Annotated in this window: 17 protein-coding genes; 13 read left to right on the top strand and 4 right to left on the bottom strand. The window is 64.2% G+C overall.

Features of this window, described 5'->3' with window-relative positions; genetic code table 11:
* Positions 1-213: 213 nt before the first annotated feature.
* The gene (locus tag LU688_RS13355) at positions 214-1,239 is read right to left on the bottom strand and encodes an Ldh family oxidoreductase (protein ID WP_094011246.1); all 1,026 of its coding nucleotides are present in this window, start codon (positions 1,237-1,239) and stop codon (positions 214-216) included.
* 143 nt (positions 1,240-1,382) lie between these two features.
* Here LU688_RS13355 and LU688_RS13350 point away from each other — a divergent pair, with 143 nt between their 5' ends.
* The 7 genes from LU688_RS13350 (at position 1,383) to LU688_RS13320 (ending at position 8,537) form a co-directional block, all read left to right on the top strand.
* Complete coding sequence (locus tag LU688_RS13350) at positions 1,383-2,255, top strand: MurR/RpiR family transcriptional regulator (RefSeq protein WP_110605815.1); 873 nt, start codon at positions 1,383-1,385, stop codon at positions 2,253-2,255.
* Positions 2,256-2,281: 26 nt separating this feature from the next.
* On the top strand, positions 2,282-3,034 hold the full coding sequence (locus LU688_RS13345; RefSeq protein WP_023632571.1) for a transporter substrate-binding domain-containing protein: 753 nt from the start codon (positions 2,282-2,284) through the stop codon (positions 3,032-3,034).
* Between the two features lie 104 nt (positions 3,035-3,138).
* A complete protein-coding gene (locus tag LU688_RS13340) occupies positions 3,139-3,858 on the top strand; it encodes an ABC transporter permease (RefSeq protein ID WP_023632572.1) in 720 nt (239 codons plus the stop codon).
* A complete protein-coding gene (locus tag LU688_RS13335) occupies positions 3,855-4,565 on the top strand; it encodes an ABC transporter permease (protein ID WP_023632573.1) in 711 nt (236 codons plus the stop codon). The genes LU688_RS13340 and LU688_RS13335 overlap by 4 nt, the downstream gene beginning before the upstream one ends.
* Positions 4,566-4,581: 16 nt before the next feature.
* Entirely contained in the window at positions 4,582-5,826 is a 1,245-nt protein-coding gene (locus LU688_RS13330) for an NAD(P)/FAD-dependent oxidoreductase (RefSeq protein WP_038706047.1), read from the top strand.
* Positions 5,827-5,849: 23 nt separating this feature from the next.
* Entirely contained in the window at positions 5,850-6,632 is a 783-nt protein-coding gene (locus LU688_RS13325) for an amino acid ABC transporter ATP-binding protein (protein WP_023632410.1), read from the top strand.
* Between the two features lie 726 nt (positions 6,633-7,358).
* Entirely contained in the window at positions 7,359-8,537 is a 1,179-nt protein-coding gene (locus LU688_RS13320) for an IS481 family transposase (protein WP_289678356.1), read from the top strand.
* A 381-nt stretch (positions 8,538-8,918) separates the two neighbouring features.
* On the opposite strand, the gene LU688_RS13315 is transcribed toward LU688_RS13320, so the two are convergent.
* A complete protein-coding gene (locus LU688_RS13315; RefSeq protein ID WP_160291193.1) occupies positions 8,919-9,671 on the bottom strand; it encodes a methyltransferase domain-containing protein in 753 nt (250 codons plus the stop codon).
* Between the two features lie 96 nt (positions 9,672-9,767).
* Between LU688_RS13315 and LU688_RS13310 the strand changes: the two genes are divergently transcribed.
* The 3 genes from LU688_RS13310 (at position 9,768) to LU688_RS13300 (ending at position 12,436) form a co-directional block, all read left to right on the top strand.
* Positions 9,768-10,433: a class I SAM-dependent methyltransferase gene (locus LU688_RS13310; protein ID WP_160291192.1), complete on the top strand. Its 666-nt coding sequence runs from the start codon at positions 9,768-9,770 to the stop codon at positions 10,431-10,433.
* A 297-nt stretch (positions 10,434-10,730) separates the two neighbouring features.
* Entirely contained in the window at positions 10,731-12,035 is a 1,305-nt protein-coding gene (locus LU688_RS13305) for an MFS transporter (protein WP_160291191.1), read from the top strand.
* Positions 12,036-12,127: 92 nt separating this feature from the next.
* Complete coding sequence (locus LU688_RS13300; RefSeq protein WP_023631738.1) at positions 12,128-12,436, top strand: hypothetical protein; 309 nt, start codon at positions 12,128-12,130, stop codon at positions 12,434-12,436.
* A 19-nt stretch (positions 12,437-12,455) separates the two neighbouring features.
* Here LU688_RS13300 and LU688_RS13295 read toward each other — a convergent pair whose 3' ends face one another.
* Entirely contained in the window at positions 12,456-13,388 is a 933-nt protein-coding gene (locus LU688_RS13295; protein ID WP_232888007.1) for a LysR family transcriptional regulator, read from the bottom strand.
* Between the two features lie 115 nt (positions 13,389-13,503).
* Between LU688_RS13295 and LU688_RS13290 the strand changes: the two genes are divergently transcribed.
* Together LU688_RS13290 and LU688_RS13285 are read left to right on the top strand one after the other, a co-directional pair.
* Positions 13,504-13,749, top strand: a complete 246-nt coding sequence (locus LU688_RS13290) for a DUF2790 domain-containing protein (protein WP_104443942.1) — start codon at positions 13,504-13,506, stop codon at positions 13,747-13,749.
* A 100-nt stretch (positions 13,750-13,849) separates the two neighbouring features.
* The gene (locus LU688_RS13285; protein WP_104443943.1) at positions 13,850-15,154 is read left to right on the top strand and encodes an MFS transporter; all 1,305 of its coding nucleotides are present in this window, start codon (positions 13,850-13,852) and stop codon (positions 15,152-15,154) included.
* Between the two features lie 6 nt (positions 15,155-15,160).
* On the opposite strand, the gene LU688_RS13280 is transcribed toward LU688_RS13285, so the two are convergent.
* Positions 15,161-15,856, bottom strand: coding sequence for a tRNA (adenine(22)-N(1))-methyltransferase (locus LU688_RS13280; RefSeq protein ID WP_289678355.1), 696 nt, complete (start codon positions 15,854-15,856; stop codon positions 15,161-15,163).
* Positions 15,857-16,024: 168 nt separating this feature from the next.
* Here LU688_RS13280 and LU688_RS13275 point away from each other — a divergent pair, with 168 nt between their 5' ends.
* Positions 16,025-16,405, top strand: a complete 381-nt coding sequence (locus LU688_RS13275; protein ID WP_046855763.1) for a RidA family protein — start codon at positions 16,025-16,027, stop codon at positions 16,403-16,405.
* Positions 16,406-16,492: the final 87 nt, after the last annotated feature.

Here is a 16,492-nt window from a genome sequence, read left to right as displayed (position 1 = left end):
TGGTAAGCATCCTGCTTTTGCCAGTCGGAAATGCTCGGAACGCTAATGGATCGCGGGGGGGCGGGCTGACATGGGAAGGGGGGACAACGGCAGGAGCAGCGGGGCTCAACACCAGGGAGGCGCAGCGCTCACGGTGTGAGCAGAGTGCGGTGGAAGGCCGGACACCGGTGCGAAGCAGGTCCGCACCGGTACCCTGAACAATGGAACTTGGGTTCAGCCAGCGAGTGTTTGCAACTCGGCCAGCTCCCGTTCGGACAATCCCACGCCTTCGCGCAGTGCCACTTCACGCTCACGGTAGCGCCGTTCTCCCGGCATGCGCGTCAGCCCCGCTTCCTGCATCTGCTCCACCAGTTCACGGCTGCGCTGGGCAAAACGCTGGCCTTGCGCCTTGGCCGGGTCGATCACGATCAGCAATTGCCCGGTCCATGGGGTCTTTGCTCCCGGATGCCCGGACCAGTCGAACTCCCAGGAAAAATGGCCCCCCGTCAGCGCCGCCGCCAGCAGTTCGACCATCATCGACAGCGCCGAGCCTTTGTGGCCGCCGAACGGCAGCAAGGCGCCGCCTTCGAGAATCGCCTTGGGGTCAGTAGTCGGCTGGCCGGCGGCATCCACGCCCATGCCTGACGGCAGCTGTTCGCCGGCCCGGGCGGCGATCTGCACGTCGCCATGGGCCATGGCACTGGTGGCCATGTCGAAGACGATCGGGTCGTGCCCCGCGCAAGGCGCGGCGAAGGCGATGGGGTTGGTGCCGAACAACGGCTTGCGCGCACCGTGGGGCACCACGCAGGTCATGCTGTTGACCACGCTCAGGGCCACCAGGCCTTCATCGGCGAATGGCTCGACATCCGGCCACAGCGCGGCGAAATGGTGCGAATTGTGGATCGCCAGCACCGCGATGCCGGCCGTGCGCGCCTTCGCCACCAACAGCGCGCGGGCCGCGGCCAGGGCCGGCTGGGCAAAACCGCCCTTGGCATCGACCTGCACATAGGCCGGTGCCAGGTCGGTTACCTGCGGCTCGGCGCGGCCATCGACCCAACCGCTGGCCAGGGTCGAGACATAACCGGGAATACGGAACACCCCGTGGCTGTGGGCACCGTCACGCTGGGCGCTGGCGCAGTTGTCGGCGAGTACGGCGGCCACTGCCGCGCTGCAGCCATGCCGCGCGAAGATTGCCTGGAGCAATGCCTGCAGTTCGGAAAAAGGCACGCGCACGACAGGGCCGGTGGAAGGTGAAGACATCTGGAGCTCCTTTCTTGGAATTGGAATCGCTACAGCGCAACTGCACAGACTTTCCCGCCAATGACAGCTATCTGTCAAATATTGACTTGATGACAGAAAACAGCCATTTTGGCTTCCACGCCAGAAATCAACCGGAACCGACCATGAGCCAATCGATCAAGCAACGCCTGGAAAGCAGCCTGCACAGCGCTGCCGCCTCGGGCCGCCAGATCGCCAGCTACATGCTCGCCAACCTCCACGAACTGCCCTTCCAGACCTCGGCCAGCATCGCCGCCAAGCTGGGCGTGAGCGAATCGAGCGTCGGCCGCTTCTGCCGCGCCTTGGGCTATGCCCACCTCAAGGCTCTCAAGCAGGACCTGCAGAACGACCTGGGCGACGGCCCGTGGCTGGCCGGCGACCGCCTGCAGGCGTTTCGCCAGCAACCCGAGGACGACCAGCGCTCAGGCAGCCTGGAGCTGGAAATGGCCGCGCTGGTGCGCGTGCACGAGTACAGCCGCGGCGAGACCTGGCAACAGGTCGCCCGCCGCCTGGCCGATAGACCCCGGATATTCGTCGCCGGCTTTCAGACCGAGCGTGGCGTGGCCATGTGCATGAGCCACCTGTTGCAGTACCTGCGCGACGGCGTGCAACTGGTCGATGGCAGCGCCGGGCATTTCGGCGAGGTATTGCTGGGGCGCCCGCAGGACTGCGCGCTGGTGGTGTTCGAAGCACGCCGTTATTCGCGCCACGCCCTGCAGCTGTGCCACAAGGCCCGTGCGCTGGGCATCCCGGTGACCCTGGTCACCGACACTTTCTGTGACTGGGCCGATGCCGAAGCCGACGAGGTGTTCCGCATCCCCACCGAATTCAACCTGTTCTGGGAATCCACCGCGACCATGCTGTCGTGGGTGCACCTGATGGTCAACGAGGTCTGCAAGCAGCTCGGACCAGATGTTGAAAAACGCTTGGAAGCAACTGCCGCTCTACATAACGAGTTCGTCGGCTACACCTCGTGGCCGGCGGGCAAACAACAATAGCAAGAGTGCGATGACCGAGGTGCGAGATGAAAGGAACCATGGCTGTGGTGGGTGCGTGCGCCCTGCTGCTGGCGGGCCACGCCAGTGCCGAGACCCTGCGCTTTGCCACTGAAGGCGCATATCCCCCCTTCAACTACGTCGACGCCGACAACAAGCTGCACGGCTTCGACATCGACATCACCCATGCCCTGTGCGAACAGATGAAGGTCGAGTGCACCCTGGTGGCCCAGGACTGGGAAGGCATCATTCCGGCACTGATGGCGCGCAAGTACGACGCGGTGGTGGCCTCGATGATCGACACCGAGGAGCGGCGCCGGAAGATCGCCTTCACCGACCACTACTACCGCACCCCACTGACCGTGGCCGTCGCCAAGGACAGCCCGATCAGCGACGCGCAGACCGACTTCAAGGGCTACACGGTCGGCGCGCAATCCGCCTCGACCCAGGCGATCTACGCCGAGGATGTATACGGCAAGGCCGGCGCGGACGTGAAGCTGTACCCGACCCTTGACGAAGCCAACGCAGACCTTGCCGCCGGGCGCCTGGACGGGGTGATCGCCGACAAGTTCCCGCTGCACGAATGGCTGAACAAGAATGGCAAGGACTGCTGCAAGATCCTCGGCGACGTCGACGGCACCAAGGCCGACGCGGCGATTGCCGTACGCAAGGACGACCAGGCCCTGCGCACCCGGCTGAACGAGGCGCTGGCGGCGATCGTGGCCAATGGCACCTACCAGAAGATCGCGAGCAAGTACTTCGCCTTCGACATCTACCAGTAATCTCGTGGAGGCCGGCCTGCCGCGCGATGGCGCCTGATCAGTGAACCACGCCATCGCGGGGCAAGCCCGCTCCCACCAGGGCAACTGTTTCCTGGGGGTTAGCCATGCTCGATCAACTCTCCCTGCTTTCCTTCGCCAGCGGCGGCTGGGGCCAGGCGTTGCTGGCCGGCGCGCTGGTGACCGTGTCGCTGGCCCTGGCCTGCCTGCCCATCGGCCTGCCACTGGGCTTGCTGGTGGCGCTCGCCGCGCGTTCTCGCAAACGCCTGCCGCGGGCCTGGGCCACCCTCTTCTCCACGGTGTTTCGCGGCCTGCCAGAACTGCTCACCCTGCTGATCATCTACTACGGCTGCCAGATCGCCGCGCAGAAGCTCCTCGCCGCGCTGGGCTATGAAGGCGAGGTGCTGATCAACACCTTCCTCGCCGCCATGGCCGCCTTCAGCCTGGTGTTCGCCGCATTCTCCAGCGAGATCTGGCTGATGGCCTTCAAGACCCTGCCCAAGGGCCAGCTGGAGGCCTGCTCGGCCCTGGGCCTGGGCAAGCGCACCGGGTTCTTCAAGGTGGTGCTGCCGCAACTAACGCGCATCGCCCTGCCGGGCCTGTCGAACAACTGGCTGAGCCTGCTCAAGGACACCTCGCTGGTTTCGACCATCTCGCTGATCGACCTGATGCGCCAGACCAACCTCGCGGTCAGCGTGACCAAGGAGCCGATGCTGTTCTACAGCGTCGCCTGCCTGGTCTACCTGCTGTTCTCGGCGCTGTCGGGCAGGGTCTTCGCCCTGCTCGAGCGGCGCAGCAACCGCCATTTGCAAGGAGCCCGCCCATGAGCCTGGAGCAACTGCTGGCCTACGTGCTCGACCCGGACTTGCTGGACCGTTACGGCGCGCGTTTCGTCGATGGCCTGCTGGTCACCGCCAAGCTGGTGGCGATTTCGTTCACCCTCGGCGCGCTGCTGGGCATGCTCCTGGCGCTGGCGCGCATGTCACCCAGCTGCGTGCTGCGGCGCCTGGCGGCTGGCTACGTGTATTTCTTCCGCGGTTCACCGCTGCTGGCCCAGCTGTTCCTGCTGTACTACGGGCTGGGTTCGCTCAAGGGTTTCTGGCAGGAGATGGGCCTCTGGTGGTTCTTCCGCGAGGCCTGGTATTGCGCCCTGCTCGCCTTCACCCTCAACACGGCGGCCTATCAGGCCGAGATCTTCCGCGCCAGCCTGATGGCGGTCGCGCCGGGTCAGTACGAGGCGGCCAAGGCACTCAACCTCAAGCGCTCGACCACCTTCTTCAAGGTGGTCCTGCCGCAGTCGCTGCTGGTGGCCATCGGCCCGCTGGGCAACGAGCTGATCATGATGATCAAGGCCAGCGCGATTGCCTCGCTGGTGACGATCTACGACTTGATGGGGGTGACCAAGCTGGCCTTCTCGCGCAGCTTCGACTTCCAGATCTACCTGTGGGCGGCAGTGCTCTACCTGCTGATCGTCGAGGCGGTCCGGCGCACCTTGAAACACCTGGAAGCCCGCCTGGGCCGCCACCTGAACTGACTGAAGGAAACCTTCCATGCATTGCCAGACCATCGTCCTGGGCGCCGGCATCGTCGGCGTCAGCACCGCCCTGCACCTGCAGGCCCGCGGACGCCAGGTGATCCTCATCGACCGCGACGAGCCAGGCAGCGGCACCAGCCATGGCAACGCCGGGCTGATCGAGCGCTCCAGCGTGATCCCCTATGCCTTCCCGCGCCAGTACAGCGCCCTGCTGCGCTATGGCCTGAACCGCCAGCCCGACGTGCGCTACAGCCTCGCCCACCTGCCCAAGGCCGCGCCGTGGCTGCTCAGCTACTGGCGCCAGTCCGCCCCCGGACGCCTGGCCAAGGCCGCCGCCGACATGCTGCCGCTGGTGCAGCGCAGCGTCGAGGAACACGATGCGCTGATCGAAGCCGCCGGCCTGCAAGGGCTGGTGCAGGCCAAGGGTTGGATCGAGGTGTACCGCGACGCCACGCTGTTCGCCCAGGCCAAGCACGACCTTCAAGGCCTGGCCCGCTATGGCCTGCGCTACGAGATCCTCGAGCGCGAGCAACTGCAGGCCCGCGAGCAGCAACTGGACGGTGGGGTGATCGGTGGCATCCACTGGCTTGACCCGAAGACCGTGAGCAACCCCGGCGGCTTGACCCGTGGCTATGCCGCGCTGTTCGTCCAGCGTGGCGGGCAGTTCCTCCACGGCGATGCGCGTAGCCTGCGCCAGGTCGAGAGTGGCTGGCAGGTTGACAGCCGCCGCGGCACGGTCACCGCCGACGAGGTGGTGGCCTGCCTCGGCCCGCAGTCGGCCGACCTCTATGAACGGCTGGGCTACCGCTTTCCGCTGGGGATCAAGCGCGGCTACCACATGCACTACGCGACCCGCGACGGCGCCGAACTGGGCCACTCGATCTGCGACACCCAGGGCGGCTATGTCCTGGCGCCGATGGCGCGGGGCGTGCGCCTGACTACCGGCATCGAATTCGCCGCCAGCGATGCCCCGGCCAATGAGATCCAGCTGCGCCGCTGCGAGGCCCTGGCGCGCAAGCTGTTCCCGGCCCTGGGCGAGCGCCTGGACGACAAGCCCTGGCTGGGCCGCCGCCCGTGCCTGCCGGACATGCGCCCGGTGATCGGCCCGGCGCCGCTGCACAAGCAGCTGTGGTTCAACTTCGGCCATGCCCATCATGGCCTGACGCTGGGCCCGGTCAGCGGCCGCCTGCTGGCGGAGCTGATGACCGGCGAGCGCCCCTTCACCGACCCTGCGCCCTACAGCGCCGCACGCTTCGCCTGAACCTTGAGCGGGAGAACAACAAGATGACCGCACCCTTGAGCCTTGCCAGCCGGCACCCTGCCCCCGACCCGCGCCCGGAGCTGATCCGTATCGAGGGCCTGAACAAGCATTACGGCGCGTTCCATGTGCTGCACGATATCGACCTGTCGGTACGCGAGGGCGAACGGATCGTGCTCTGCGGCCCCTCGGGCTCGGGCAAGTCGACGTTGATCCGCTGCATCAACCGCCTGGAGATCGCCCAGCAGGGCAGCATTCGCGTGGCCGGCACCGACCTTGCCAGCACTGGCCGCGAGGCCGCCAAGGTGCGCAGCGAGATCGGCATGGTGTTCCAGCACTTCAACCTGTTCCCGCACATGAGCGTGCTCGACAATTGCCTGCTGGCACCGATGAGCGTGCGCGGCCTGTCGCGGCGGGACGCCGAGGAACGGGCGCGCTCGTACCTGAGCAAGGTCGGTATCGAAAGCCAGGCGAACAAGTACCCCAGCCAGCTCTCTGGCGGTCAGCAGCAGCGGGTGGCGATCGCCCGGGCGTTGTGCATGAAGCCGAGGATCATGCTGTTCGACGAGCCGACCTCGGCGCTCGACCCGGAGATGGTGGCCGAAGTTTTGGACGTTCTTGTGCAATTGGCCGGTACCGGCATGACCATGCTCTGCGTGACCCACGAGATGGGCTTTGCCCGACAGGTGGCAGAGCGGGTGTTGTTTCTCGAAGGTGGGCAAATCATCGAGGACTCTTCACCGGAAGTGTTCTTCGGGCAGCCCAGGACGGCGCGGGCACAGGCGTTTTTGAAGCAGATTCTGCATTAATGGTTCGTGGTCCTGTGCAGATACACGCAACCCTGACCGCCCCCTGCAAAACAGCGATGCAATATATGAAGATTTGATCTTGATCTTGATCTTGATCTTGATCTTGATCTTGATCTTGATCTCAAGATTAGTTTCAAACTCACTAGCGACAGCTGCGGCAGTGTAGGCGCCGCCCGTAACTTCGCGACTTCAGGAGGCCGAACGCAGGCCTTGCGGAGGGAGGTGACGGGCATGGATGCCCGTCAAGCGCTGCGCCCCAGGATGGGGCGTTCAGCGCGGTCCTCCCGGGAGCAAGGCTGGAGTGAGGGGACCCGGAGCGAAGCGGAGGGCCGGATGAATGGAGCGCAGCGTTTTTTGGTTACTTTTTGTCGCGTTTGACAAAAAGTGACTCGCCGTAAGGGCGAAAAGGTGACGATACGTCGTTATAGCAAATGAATGCGCTTACAACTGTGGAAACCCACGCCGATCGCATTTGACTTTGACTTTGACTTTGACTTTGACTTTGACTTTGACTTACACAGCGTGCGTCTCGAAAGTTATATGCGCATTCATTTACGATGGTGACGCATAATCACCTTTCCGCCCTTACGGCGGGTCCCTTTTTGAAGGATCAAAAAGGAACCAAAAAATCCTCGCGGGTATGACTCACCCACATGGGTTACAAATCAGTTCACGCACATAGGTAACAGTCTTTAACTGGCAGGGTCGGTTTTCGAGGATCTGACCATGCCTTGGCGAGAGCTGAAACCTATGGACCTTAAAATGCTTTTCATTGCGGATTACCTGCAGGGGCCGCCCAGCTTCAGCGCCCTGTGCCAGGCCTACGAGATCAGCCGAAAGACCGGCTACAAATGGGTCGAGCGATATGAGAAAGAGGGGCCTTCGGGGCTGGAAGAACGCAGCCGCCGCCGGTTGAACCAGGATTGGGTCGTACCCGCCGCAGTTCGCGAAGCCATCATCGAATTGCGCAGTCGAGGCGAAACGGAACCGGGGCCGAAAAAGATCCAGGCTGCGCTGCAGGAGCGTTTCCCTGATCAGGCGCCGCCCTCGAAGACAGCGATCTACAACATCCTCAAGAAAGCCCAATTGGTCAAACCACGCCGCTTACGTCAGCGTGTAGCGGTCTATCCCAAGCCCCTGGAGAAGGCCGAGTCGCCTAACCAGCTGTTCAGTGCGGACTACAAAGGTCAATTTCTGACAGGTGCAGGCGTCTGGTGCTATCCGCTGACGATCATGGATCACGCCAGTCGTTTCCTGCTCGCCTGCCACAGCATGCCCAATACCAACCTGCTGGAAACCCAGGCCGTTTTCACCCAAGTGTTCCGAGAGAATGGTTTGCCTGAGCGGATTCGTACCGATAACGGTGTGCCGTTTGCCAGTAAGGGGCGTGCGGGACTTTCTCAGCTGTCGATCTGGTGGCTGCGTCTAGGCATCATTCCCGAGCGCATTGCGCCTGGTCGGCCTGAACAAAATGGCCGCCACGAGCGCATGCATCGAACGCTCAAAAGCACGCTCCCATCGCCGCCGGCAGTGGCCTGGGAGGCTCAACAACGGCACTTTGATCGCTTTCGGCAGCACTACAATCACGAGCGCTTGCATGAAGCGCTGAAGCAGAAAACACCGGCGTCTTGCTACCAGCCATCTCCACGCGCATTCCCTGAAAAGCTCCCCGAAATGACCTATCCCAGTCATATCGAGAGCTTGCCGGCTGATAGCTCCGGCATCATCAATCGCCGGGGCTTGAGGATCTACGTAGGTTATGTGCTCAAGCACCAGACCATTGGACTGGAGCAGGTTGGGGATGGCGTCTGGGATGTTATTTTCGGTCCCATCATCCTTGGCAGAGTCGATGTGCGGGATACCACTGATGGTTATGTAACACTCAAGGTGTTGTCACCTATGTGAGTGAACTTTTGTGTAACCCATGTGGGTGATCCGTACATCGCTCCATTCATCCGGCCCCTACGCTTCGCTCCGGGGTCCCCTCACTCCGGCCTTGCTCCCGGGAGGACCGCGCTGAACGCCCCATCCTGGGGCGCAGCGCTTGACGGGCATCCATGCCCGTCACCTCCCTCCGCAAGACCTGCGTTCGGCCTCCTGAAGTCGCAATTTGTGTCGCCTGAACTATCGCGCATATAGAAGCAGAGCAAGAGCAAGAGCAAGAGCAAGAGCAAGAGCAAGAGCAAGAAGTACAGATTTTTTGCTTGGAAATTTAATATTAAAAAATATTTCAGTCACCACATTAACTCAACACCACATACACCTCGCGCAAGTTAACTACATGACTCACCGCTTGCGCGCACAAATACCGAAGGCGACATCGCCGATATAGATATCCTGCGACCGTCGCCGCTCGACATCCAACCGCGCCTGCAATGTGTCGATCCCAACCTGCCGCGCCGTGGCCACGCCATTGGCGATGATCCGCGGCAGGCAAGCGCGGATGATCTCGCCCAGCGGGTAGGCGTTGTCGGGCGTCTGCACCAGGCATTCGGCACGCAGGTCCTCGACCGTCAGCCCCGCCTCGCGGAACACACGGTGCAGGTTGAAGCCGATCTGCAGGTCCGCCCCCTCATGGGCAAGCATGCGCCGCAACCATTGCTGGGCCTTGTGGTGCAACGGGAATGACGCCTGGCTCGGCGCGGCCATGCTGCCATCATGCTCCTGGAAGATCATCAGCCCGCCAGGCAGCAGGAGCCGAGCCAACGCGCGCAATGCCTTGACCGGATCCGCCTGGTACATCAGCACCCGCCGTCCGACGATGGCGTCGAACAACCCCAGGGTCGCGGGCAACGCGCACAGTTCGGCAGCCACGAACTCAGGTACCGCCGCCCCTTTGCGGCTTTCACGCTGGCGCGCGATCTCCAGGGCGCCAGCCGCCCGGTCGATACCCACCACCGCGCCGTCGTCACCTACCAGGCCGGCCAGCAGCCAGCTAACATCGCCACTGCCACACCCGACATCGAGCACGCGCATGCCGGGGCCGATACCCGCGTCAACCAGCAGGCGCGTGGTGAAATCCGCTTTCGCAAGTGCCATGCCATGCTCCTTCCCAGAGGCGTCAGTGTGCAGAGCAAAGGGGCACGCGCACAAGACTGGCCTATGCTACAGCCACACTAGATCCCGAGCATTACCATGGCTACCGACCCACTGCTGGACAGCTGGCAGCACAACGCCCAAGCCTGGATCGAAGCCGTACGCTCCGGCGCCATCGAGTCCCGCCGCCAGGTCACCGATCAGGCGATACTCCTGGCCGTGCTCGGCCGCCAGCCCTGTCGGGTGCTGGATCTGGGCTGCGGCGAGGGTTGGCTGCTCCGTGCCCTGGCCGCAAGGGGCATCGATGCGGTCGGGGTGGATGGCGATGAGACCCTGGTCGCCGCCGCACGCGAAGCGGGTTCGGCGCAGGTCCACTTGGCCAGCTACGAACAAGTGATCGCAGGCGTGCCGGGCATCGGCCACGATCATGAGCTGATCTGCGCCAACTTCGCCCTGCTGCAGCAAGACATCATTCCCCTGCTCATCACCATGCGGGATCTGCTGCGGCCCGACGGCACGCTGCTGATCCAGACCCTGCACCCCTGGACGGCAGCCGCCGGCATTTACCAGGATGGCTGGCGCGAGGAGTCATTCGTCGGGTTCGCCGGCGACTGGCGCCCGATGCCATGGTACTTCCGCACCCTCGGCAGTTGGCTGAAGGCACTGGAGCTGGCGGGCTTCAACCTGGTCGAACTGCAGGAGCCGCAACATCCGCAGAGCCAGATGCCGCAATCCCTGCTGCTGGTCGCGCGCAACACAGCCTGACCCCTGCGGCCTCTCGTCGCAGCCTTTTCCCTCTTGGCAAATCCTGTACAGGCCTTAAAATCCCGCCTCCTTTTCGCCCGTCGCCCCAACCGGTGGCAAGCCCCCGCAAAGACCGCGTCCGTGCCTCACACATCGCGCATGTGCCACAGGCTCAACCGCCCCGCCAGGCCTTCACCCAACAGGCCCCGCGGTTGACTCTTGCCAAGCTCGCATCCCGCCCAGGCCGCACTGTACGTCGCTTTCCGCCACGTGCAGCCGAAAAGGTGCTTCTGAGCTCTTTTCAACCTTGAGGTAACTATGTCTGTGCGTTTGCTGGCGATGGCGCTGGCACCCCTGCTCGGCCTGTTCATCATTGCCCTGGGCAATGGCGTGCTGTCTTCCCTGACCACCCTGCGCCTGGGCGCCGCCGGCGAATCGGCGACCATGATCGGCGTGGTGTCGTCGGCCTACTTCATCGGCCTGACCCTGGGCGCGATCTTCAACGACCGGCTGATCCTGCGCATCGGCCACATCCGCGCCTACAGCAGTTTCGCCGCCTTGATCGGCGCGACCATCCTGCTGCAAGGCCTGTTCTACGACACCACCTGGTGGTTCGTACTGCGGCTGATCAACGGCTGGGCGGCGGTCGGCGTGTTCCTGGTGATCGAGAGTTGGCTGCTGCTGGCCGGTGACGCGAAGATCCGTGGGCGCCTGCTGGCGCTGTACATGATCGCCTTCTATGGCGCGGGGGTAATCGCCCAGGCCGCCTTGGGCGAGGTCACTGGCTGGGGCGAGACCGCGCCGTTCATGGTCGCCGGCATGCTCGCCACGCTGTCGGTGCTGCCGATCGTGATCCTGCCCCGGGTATCGCCACTGCTGGATCAGGTCGAGCCGCTCAAACCGCGGCAACTGTTGGGCGTGGCGCCGACCGGGCTGGTCGGCTGCTTCGGCTCGGGGGTCGCCATCGCCGGCATCTATGCCTTGCTGCCGCTGTACCTGCAACGCATCGGCCTGGACGTCGGCGAGACCGGCGACATGATGGCCTGGGTGATCCTCGGAGCCATGCTGCTGCAATATCCGGTCGGGCGCTGGTCCGACCGCAAGGATCGCCAGGACGTGCTGATCGCCCTGGCCGCCCTGTGTACCGTGCTGTCGGTATTGATTGTGCTGCTGCCAGCCGATACCGTGCTGCTGCCGGCGCTGCTGTTCCTGCTCGGCGGCGGCGTGTTCGCGCTGTACCCGGTGGCTGTCAGCAGCGCCGCCGACCGTGCTCCGGCCGACGCGCTGGTGCCGATGATCCAGGGGCTGCTGCTGATCAACTCGCTGGGCTCGGCCATGGCCCCGCTGGCCATTTCGCCGATGATGACCGCCTACGGCGAAGTCGGGCTGTTCTGGGCCTTCGCCGTGATCAACCTGGTCATGGTCGGGTTCTTCCTGTGGCGTCGCGGCAAGCGCCCGGCACCGGAGCACCCGGCGCCGTTCGCGCCGACCGCCACCTTCTCGCCGACCGGCGCGGAGCTGCGGGTGACCGAAGACCTGATGCACGCGGCGCAGGAGCACCCGACGCTGGAAGCGATGGATGTCATGCCGGGCCACCAGGCGCCTCGTCCTGACGCCCACTGACGCCTGACGCCAAGGACCGTCCGTCGCTTGACGGGCACCTTGGCGCCGCCGTGATAGCCCAACCATGACAGTCATCCGACAGGAGATTCACCATGGTCAATCCACGTCCCCTCGCCTTGCTGCTGGCCCTGATGCTGGGCAGCACCGCCCCCCTCGCCCTCGCGGCCACCGACATGAACGGCAGCGGCACGCACAAAGAGCACACTACCGAGCAAGGCAAGACCGCCGGTGAAGGCAGCAGCGTAAACACCCCCGGTGGCAAGGATAACGACAGCAGTGACACCGGTACCGACTCTGACGCCGCCGACGGTGCCGCTGGCGGCTCCAACAGTACCGGCGAAGCCACCGGCAGCGGCGCCGGGGCTTCAGGTGGCAGCGCCGAAGATCAGGACAGCCGGTGACCCGCGAAGCGAACGGCCTTCACCGCCAGTATCGAGGCTCGTCCACCACGCGCTGGTGCTCGGCAAACAACAACGGCAGCTGCTCCTTGAGAAAGTCCAGCCAGGTACGCACCTTGGCGTCCAGGTAATGCCGTGACGGATAGATCGCATAGATCTCGCGCTGGCGCAGCCGATGCGGCGCCAGCAAGCGGCACAGGCGCCCCTCCTGCATGGCTTGACTCGCCGAGTAGTAGGGCAGCAGGCCGACCCCCATGCCCAACTCGGTGGCCTTGAGCATGGCGTCCGCGACGTTGGTGAGGAAAGTGTCCTGGGGCACGATCACGCAATTGTCGGGTTGGCCTTCGAACGACCAGTCCTCCTCGAACAGCGGGTCCACGGTGCGCAAGCAGACGTGTCTGTGCAAATCCTCGGGGCGCTCGGGTATACCGTGGCGGGCAAGGTAATCCGGGGAGGCGCACAGGATGCTGTGGATGCTACCCAGCGGGATGGCGATCAGTTGCGAGTCCGGCAGGCCCTGGCCGATGGTGATCACTACGTCATGCCCCTCGGCCAGCGGGTCTGGGTTGCGCTGTGACAGAGTCAGTTCCATCACCACTTCCGGGCATGTGGCGTTGTAGCGCGCCACCAGCGGCATCATCAACAGCCCCAGGCCATGGCTACAGTGGAAGCGCAGGCGGCCACGGGGCGTGAGGTGGGCGCCGCGCGCCTCGTCCACCGCCTCTTCGGTGAGCAGCATGATCTGCCGGGTGCGCTCGAGAAAGCGCTCGCCCGCCTCGCTCATGCGCAGGCGCCGGGTGGTGCGGTGCAACAGGCGGGTCTGCAGCTGATTCTCGAGCTCGGCGACGATTCGCGACACCTGCGCGGCGGAAATATCCAGGGCCTGGGCCGCGCCGGCGAAACTGCCGCACTCCACTACCCGGGCGAAGGTACGCATCGCATGCAGAATGTCCATGGGCAGGCACTCTCATTCATACATGAAAGGCAGGAATCTATCACGGGATAGCCCATTTATTGTGAAACACAAATGAATGGATCATTAGCTATCCGCAATGAATGAGGTACCTGTCATGAAAAGTTCGATTGCCCTGCTCGCCCTCAGCGCCACTCTCGCCTCGTTCGGCGCCTTCGCTGACAACAGCCCCAGCACCTACGAATACGGCATGCCGCTGGACATCGCCAAGGTCGTTTCGATTACTCCGGCCAGCAACGACGCCGATTGCCAAGTTGGCACCGCGCACATGGTCTACGTCGACCATCAGGGCCAGACCCGCGAAGTCGACTACCGCCAGATGGGCAACTGCTCGCAGCTATAACCCCGTGGCAAAAATACCAGCCATCTTGCTGAAAGTGCATTTGCCCGTCTCATACGGCGCCGCATGATCTGCCGGGACAACAACAAGAACGTCCCGGACCATGAATACGATCGATACCTCCACGGCGCCGTCCGTGCGCGCCTGCGACGCAACCCACGCCCGCATCACCTGGCGTCTGATGCCGCTGTTGCTGGTGTGCTACCTGTTCGCCCACCTGGACCGCATCAACATCGGCTTCGCCAAGATGCAGATGAGCGCCGACCTCGGCTTTTCCGACACTGTCTACGGCCTGGGCGCCGGCCTGTTCTTCATCGCCTATGCGCTGTTCGGCGTGCCCAGCAACCTGGCCCTGGAGCGGGTCGGCCCGCGGCGCTGGATCGCCACCTTGATGGTGGTCTGGGGATTGTTGTCCACCGCCATGATGTGGGTACAGGACGCTGCCGGGTTCTACACGCTACGCTTTCTGTTGGGGGTGGCCGAAGCTGGTTTCTTCCCTGGCATCCTCGTAGTGCTCAACCGCTGGTACCCGGCCCGGCGCCGTGCCCAGATCACCGCGTTGTTCGCCATCGCAGTGCCCTTGGCCGGGGTGGTCGGCGGGCCGTTGTCCGGCGGCATCCTGCAGGCGTTTCACGATCAGGGCGGCATGAGGGGCTGGCAGTGGATGTTCCTGATCGAGGGGCTACCGGTGGTGTTGCTAGGGCTGGTGGTGCTCAAGGCCCTGCCGGACAACTTCGAGCAGGTGGCTTGGCTCACCGCCGATCAGAAGCGTGCAATGCGCGAGGAAATGGCCCGCGAGGAACGGCACAAGCCGATCGACTCGATGCGCGGGCTGCTGAGCGACGCCCATGCCTGGTTGCTGGTGACGATCTATTTCGCGGTGATGCTGGCAGTCAACACCCTGGCCTTCTGGATGCCCAGCCTGATTCACGGCGCCGGCATCGGCAGCGATGGCCAGGTCGGCCTGCTCAGCGCCATCCCTTATCTGGCCGGATGCCTGTTCATGCTCGGCTGCGGCCGCTCGTCCGACCGTCACCGCGAACGCCGCTGGCATCTGTGCGGGCCGTTGCTGATGGCCGCCGCCGGCATCGCCCTGGCCGGATGGGCGCCGGACGACGCCTGGCTGGTGATGAGCGGGCTGGTGGTCGCCGGCATGGGCGCCAGCGCCGCGCTGCCGATGTTCTGGCAACTGCCGCCGGCGTTCCTCGCGGGCGGCGCCCAGGCCGCCGGTATCGCCATGATCAGCTCGTTCGGCAGTATCGCCTCGTTCGCCGCGCCTTACCTGATCGGCTGGATGCGCGACAGCACCGCCAACCCGGGCCTGGCCTTGCAGGTACTGGCCGTGGCCATCGTAATGGGCGCCGTGCTGGTGCTGAAGGTGCCAGCCAGCGTAGTCAATCCAAGGTGAGGCGCTTCACGCCAGCAACTCGGTAATCCACTGCGCCTGACGGGTGATATCGCGCACCTTTTCCTCGGGCACTGGCTGGCGCGCCCGGGCGAAGTTGGCCAGGGTCTGGTGTTTCTGACGCAGCATGCGTTGCCACTTGAACAGGAACGCCGGGCTGCGTGCCTGCATCAGCAGTGGGCCGAAGTACAGCTGCTCGGCGCTGTAGCTGACCGACTCGGCACGTTCGGCGACGATGATTTCGTAGTCGAAACGGTTTTCCCGCAGCACTTCCTCGCAGATGATCCTATAGTCGTTGTCCATCAGCCAATGGCGCAGTGCCTGTTCACCGCCGTTGGGTTGCAGGACCAAGCGCTCATGACCGCCCAGGAGTTGCTTGCCGGCCTCGAGGATGTCGCGAATGGTCTCGCCGCCCATGCCGCAGATACTGACTGCGGTGATGCCATCATTTGGCACGATGGCTGCCAGGCCACTGGCATGGCGCACGGTGATGCGGTCTTCCAGGCCGTTGTCGCGCACGGTGCGCTGCGCGGCCTGGTACGGCGTCAGCGCCACTTCGCCGGCCACGGCCGCGATAATCGCGCCCCGACGCGCCAGCGCCACCGGCAGGTAGCCATGGTCCGAGCCGATATCGGCCAGGCGCGCGCCCGCCGGCACATGGGCTGCCACGCGCTCCAGGCGCATGGACAATGTGTGTTCGTTCAACAAAAGCCTCTTTTCACGACCAGGGCCCGGCGCCTGTGGCCGGGTGGAGCGCGATTCTGCCGGTCCCGGCCAGGTATTTCAAATGCCCGCGACCGACCGTCCTGCCTCGACCTGCCCTGCCCGCTCGCGTAGGCTTGGCGGTTTCCTTCCGTTGCAAGGCGAAACCTCATGGCACACAGCGACATCATCTACACCCCCGACCCGGACGCCGACTCGATCTCCTCGGACGTTGCCGAGTACAACGGCATCCTGGTCAGCACCCAGATCCCCGTGCAGGCCGACGGCAGCCTCGAGCTGGGCGACATCACCACCCAGTGCGAATGTACCCTGCAGGCTTTGAAAGTTGCCCTGGAGCGCGCCGGCAGCTCGATGGACCGGGTGTTGCACCTGACCATCTACCTGACTGACATGGCCGACCGGGCGGCGTTCAACGAGGTGTACCAGCGGTTCTTCAAAAAACCATGGCCGGTGCGGGCTGCAGTGGGTGTGGCTTCCCTGGCGTTTGAGGGAATGCGGGTCGAGGTAACGGCGATGGCGGCCAAGGGCTGAGGTGCGCCAGTTCCCGCAGCGTAGCCTGCTCGGCTTCGACTGCGGGGATGACCATAATCAAGGATCCATCTGGAACGGTTACTTACT

Source organism: Pseudomonas soli (assembly GCF_021283165.2).
Lineage (GTDB): Bacteria > Pseudomonadota > Gammaproteobacteria > Pseudomonadales > Pseudomonadaceae > Aquipseudomonas > Aquipseudomonas soli.
This window is presented reverse-complemented; position numbering and strand designations above follow the sequence as displayed.

What these genes read in the sequence shown, in the direction of transcription:
- LU688_RS13325 (WP_023632410.1), top strand. Translation starts at nt 5,850, where the DNA reads ATGACCGCACCCTTGAGCCTTGCCAGCCGGCACCCTGCCCCCGACCCG.
- LU688_RS13335 (WP_023632573.1), top strand. Translation starts at nt 3,855, where the DNA reads ATGAGCCTGGAGCAACTGCTGGCCTACGTGCTCGACCCGGACTTGCTG.
- LU688_RS13295 (WP_232888007.1), bottom strand. Translation starts at nt 13,388, where the DNA reads ATGGACATTCTGCATGCGATGCGTACCTTCGCCCGGGTAGTGGAGTGC.
- LU688_RS13320 (WP_289678356.1), top strand. Translation starts at nt 7,359, where the DNA reads ATGCCTTGGCGAGAGCTGAAACCTATGGACCTTAAAATGCTTTTCATT.
- LU688_RS13355 (WP_094011246.1), bottom strand. Translation starts at nt 1,239, where the DNA reads ATGTCTTCACCTTCCACCGGCCCTGTCGTGCGCGTGCCTTTTTCCGAA.
- LU688_RS13310 (WP_160291192.1), top strand. Translation starts at nt 9,768, where the DNA reads ATGGCTACCGACCCACTGCTGGACAGCTGGCAGCACAACGCCCAAGCC.
- LU688_RS13345 (WP_023632571.1), top strand. Translation starts at nt 2,282, where the DNA reads ATGAAAGGAACCATGGCTGTGGTGGGTGCGTGCGCCCTGCTGCTGGCG.
- LU688_RS13275 (WP_046855763.1), top strand. Translation starts at nt 16,025, where the DNA reads ATGGCACACAGCGACATCATCTACACCCCCGACCCGGACGCCGACTCG.
- LU688_RS13285 (WP_104443943.1), top strand. Translation starts at nt 13,850, where the DNA reads ATGAATACGATCGATACCTCCACGGCGCCGTCCGTGCGCGCCTGCGAC.
- LU688_RS13315 (WP_160291193.1), bottom strand. Translation starts at nt 9,671, where the DNA reads ATGGCACTTGCGAAAGCGGATTTCACCACGCGCCTGCTGGTTGACGCG.
- LU688_RS13305 (WP_160291191.1), top strand. Translation starts at nt 10,731, where the DNA reads ATGTCTGTGCGTTTGCTGGCGATGGCGCTGGCACCCCTGCTCGGCCTG.
- LU688_RS13330 (WP_038706047.1), top strand. Translation starts at nt 4,582, where the DNA reads ATGCATTGCCAGACCATCGTCCTGGGCGCCGGCATCGTCGGCGTCAGC.
- LU688_RS13290 (WP_104443942.1), top strand. Translation starts at nt 13,504, where the DNA reads ATGAAAAGTTCGATTGCCCTGCTCGCCCTCAGCGCCACTCTCGCCTCG.
- LU688_RS13350 (WP_110605815.1), top strand. Translation starts at nt 1,383, where the DNA reads ATGAGCCAATCGATCAAGCAACGCCTGGAAAGCAGCCTGCACAGCGCT.
- LU688_RS13340 (WP_023632572.1), top strand. Translation starts at nt 3,139, where the DNA reads ATGCTCGATCAACTCTCCCTGCTTTCCTTCGCCAGCGGCGGCTGGGGC.
- LU688_RS13300 (WP_023631738.1), top strand. Translation starts at nt 12,128, where the DNA reads ATGGTCAATCCACGTCCCCTCGCCTTGCTGCTGGCCCTGATGCTGGGC.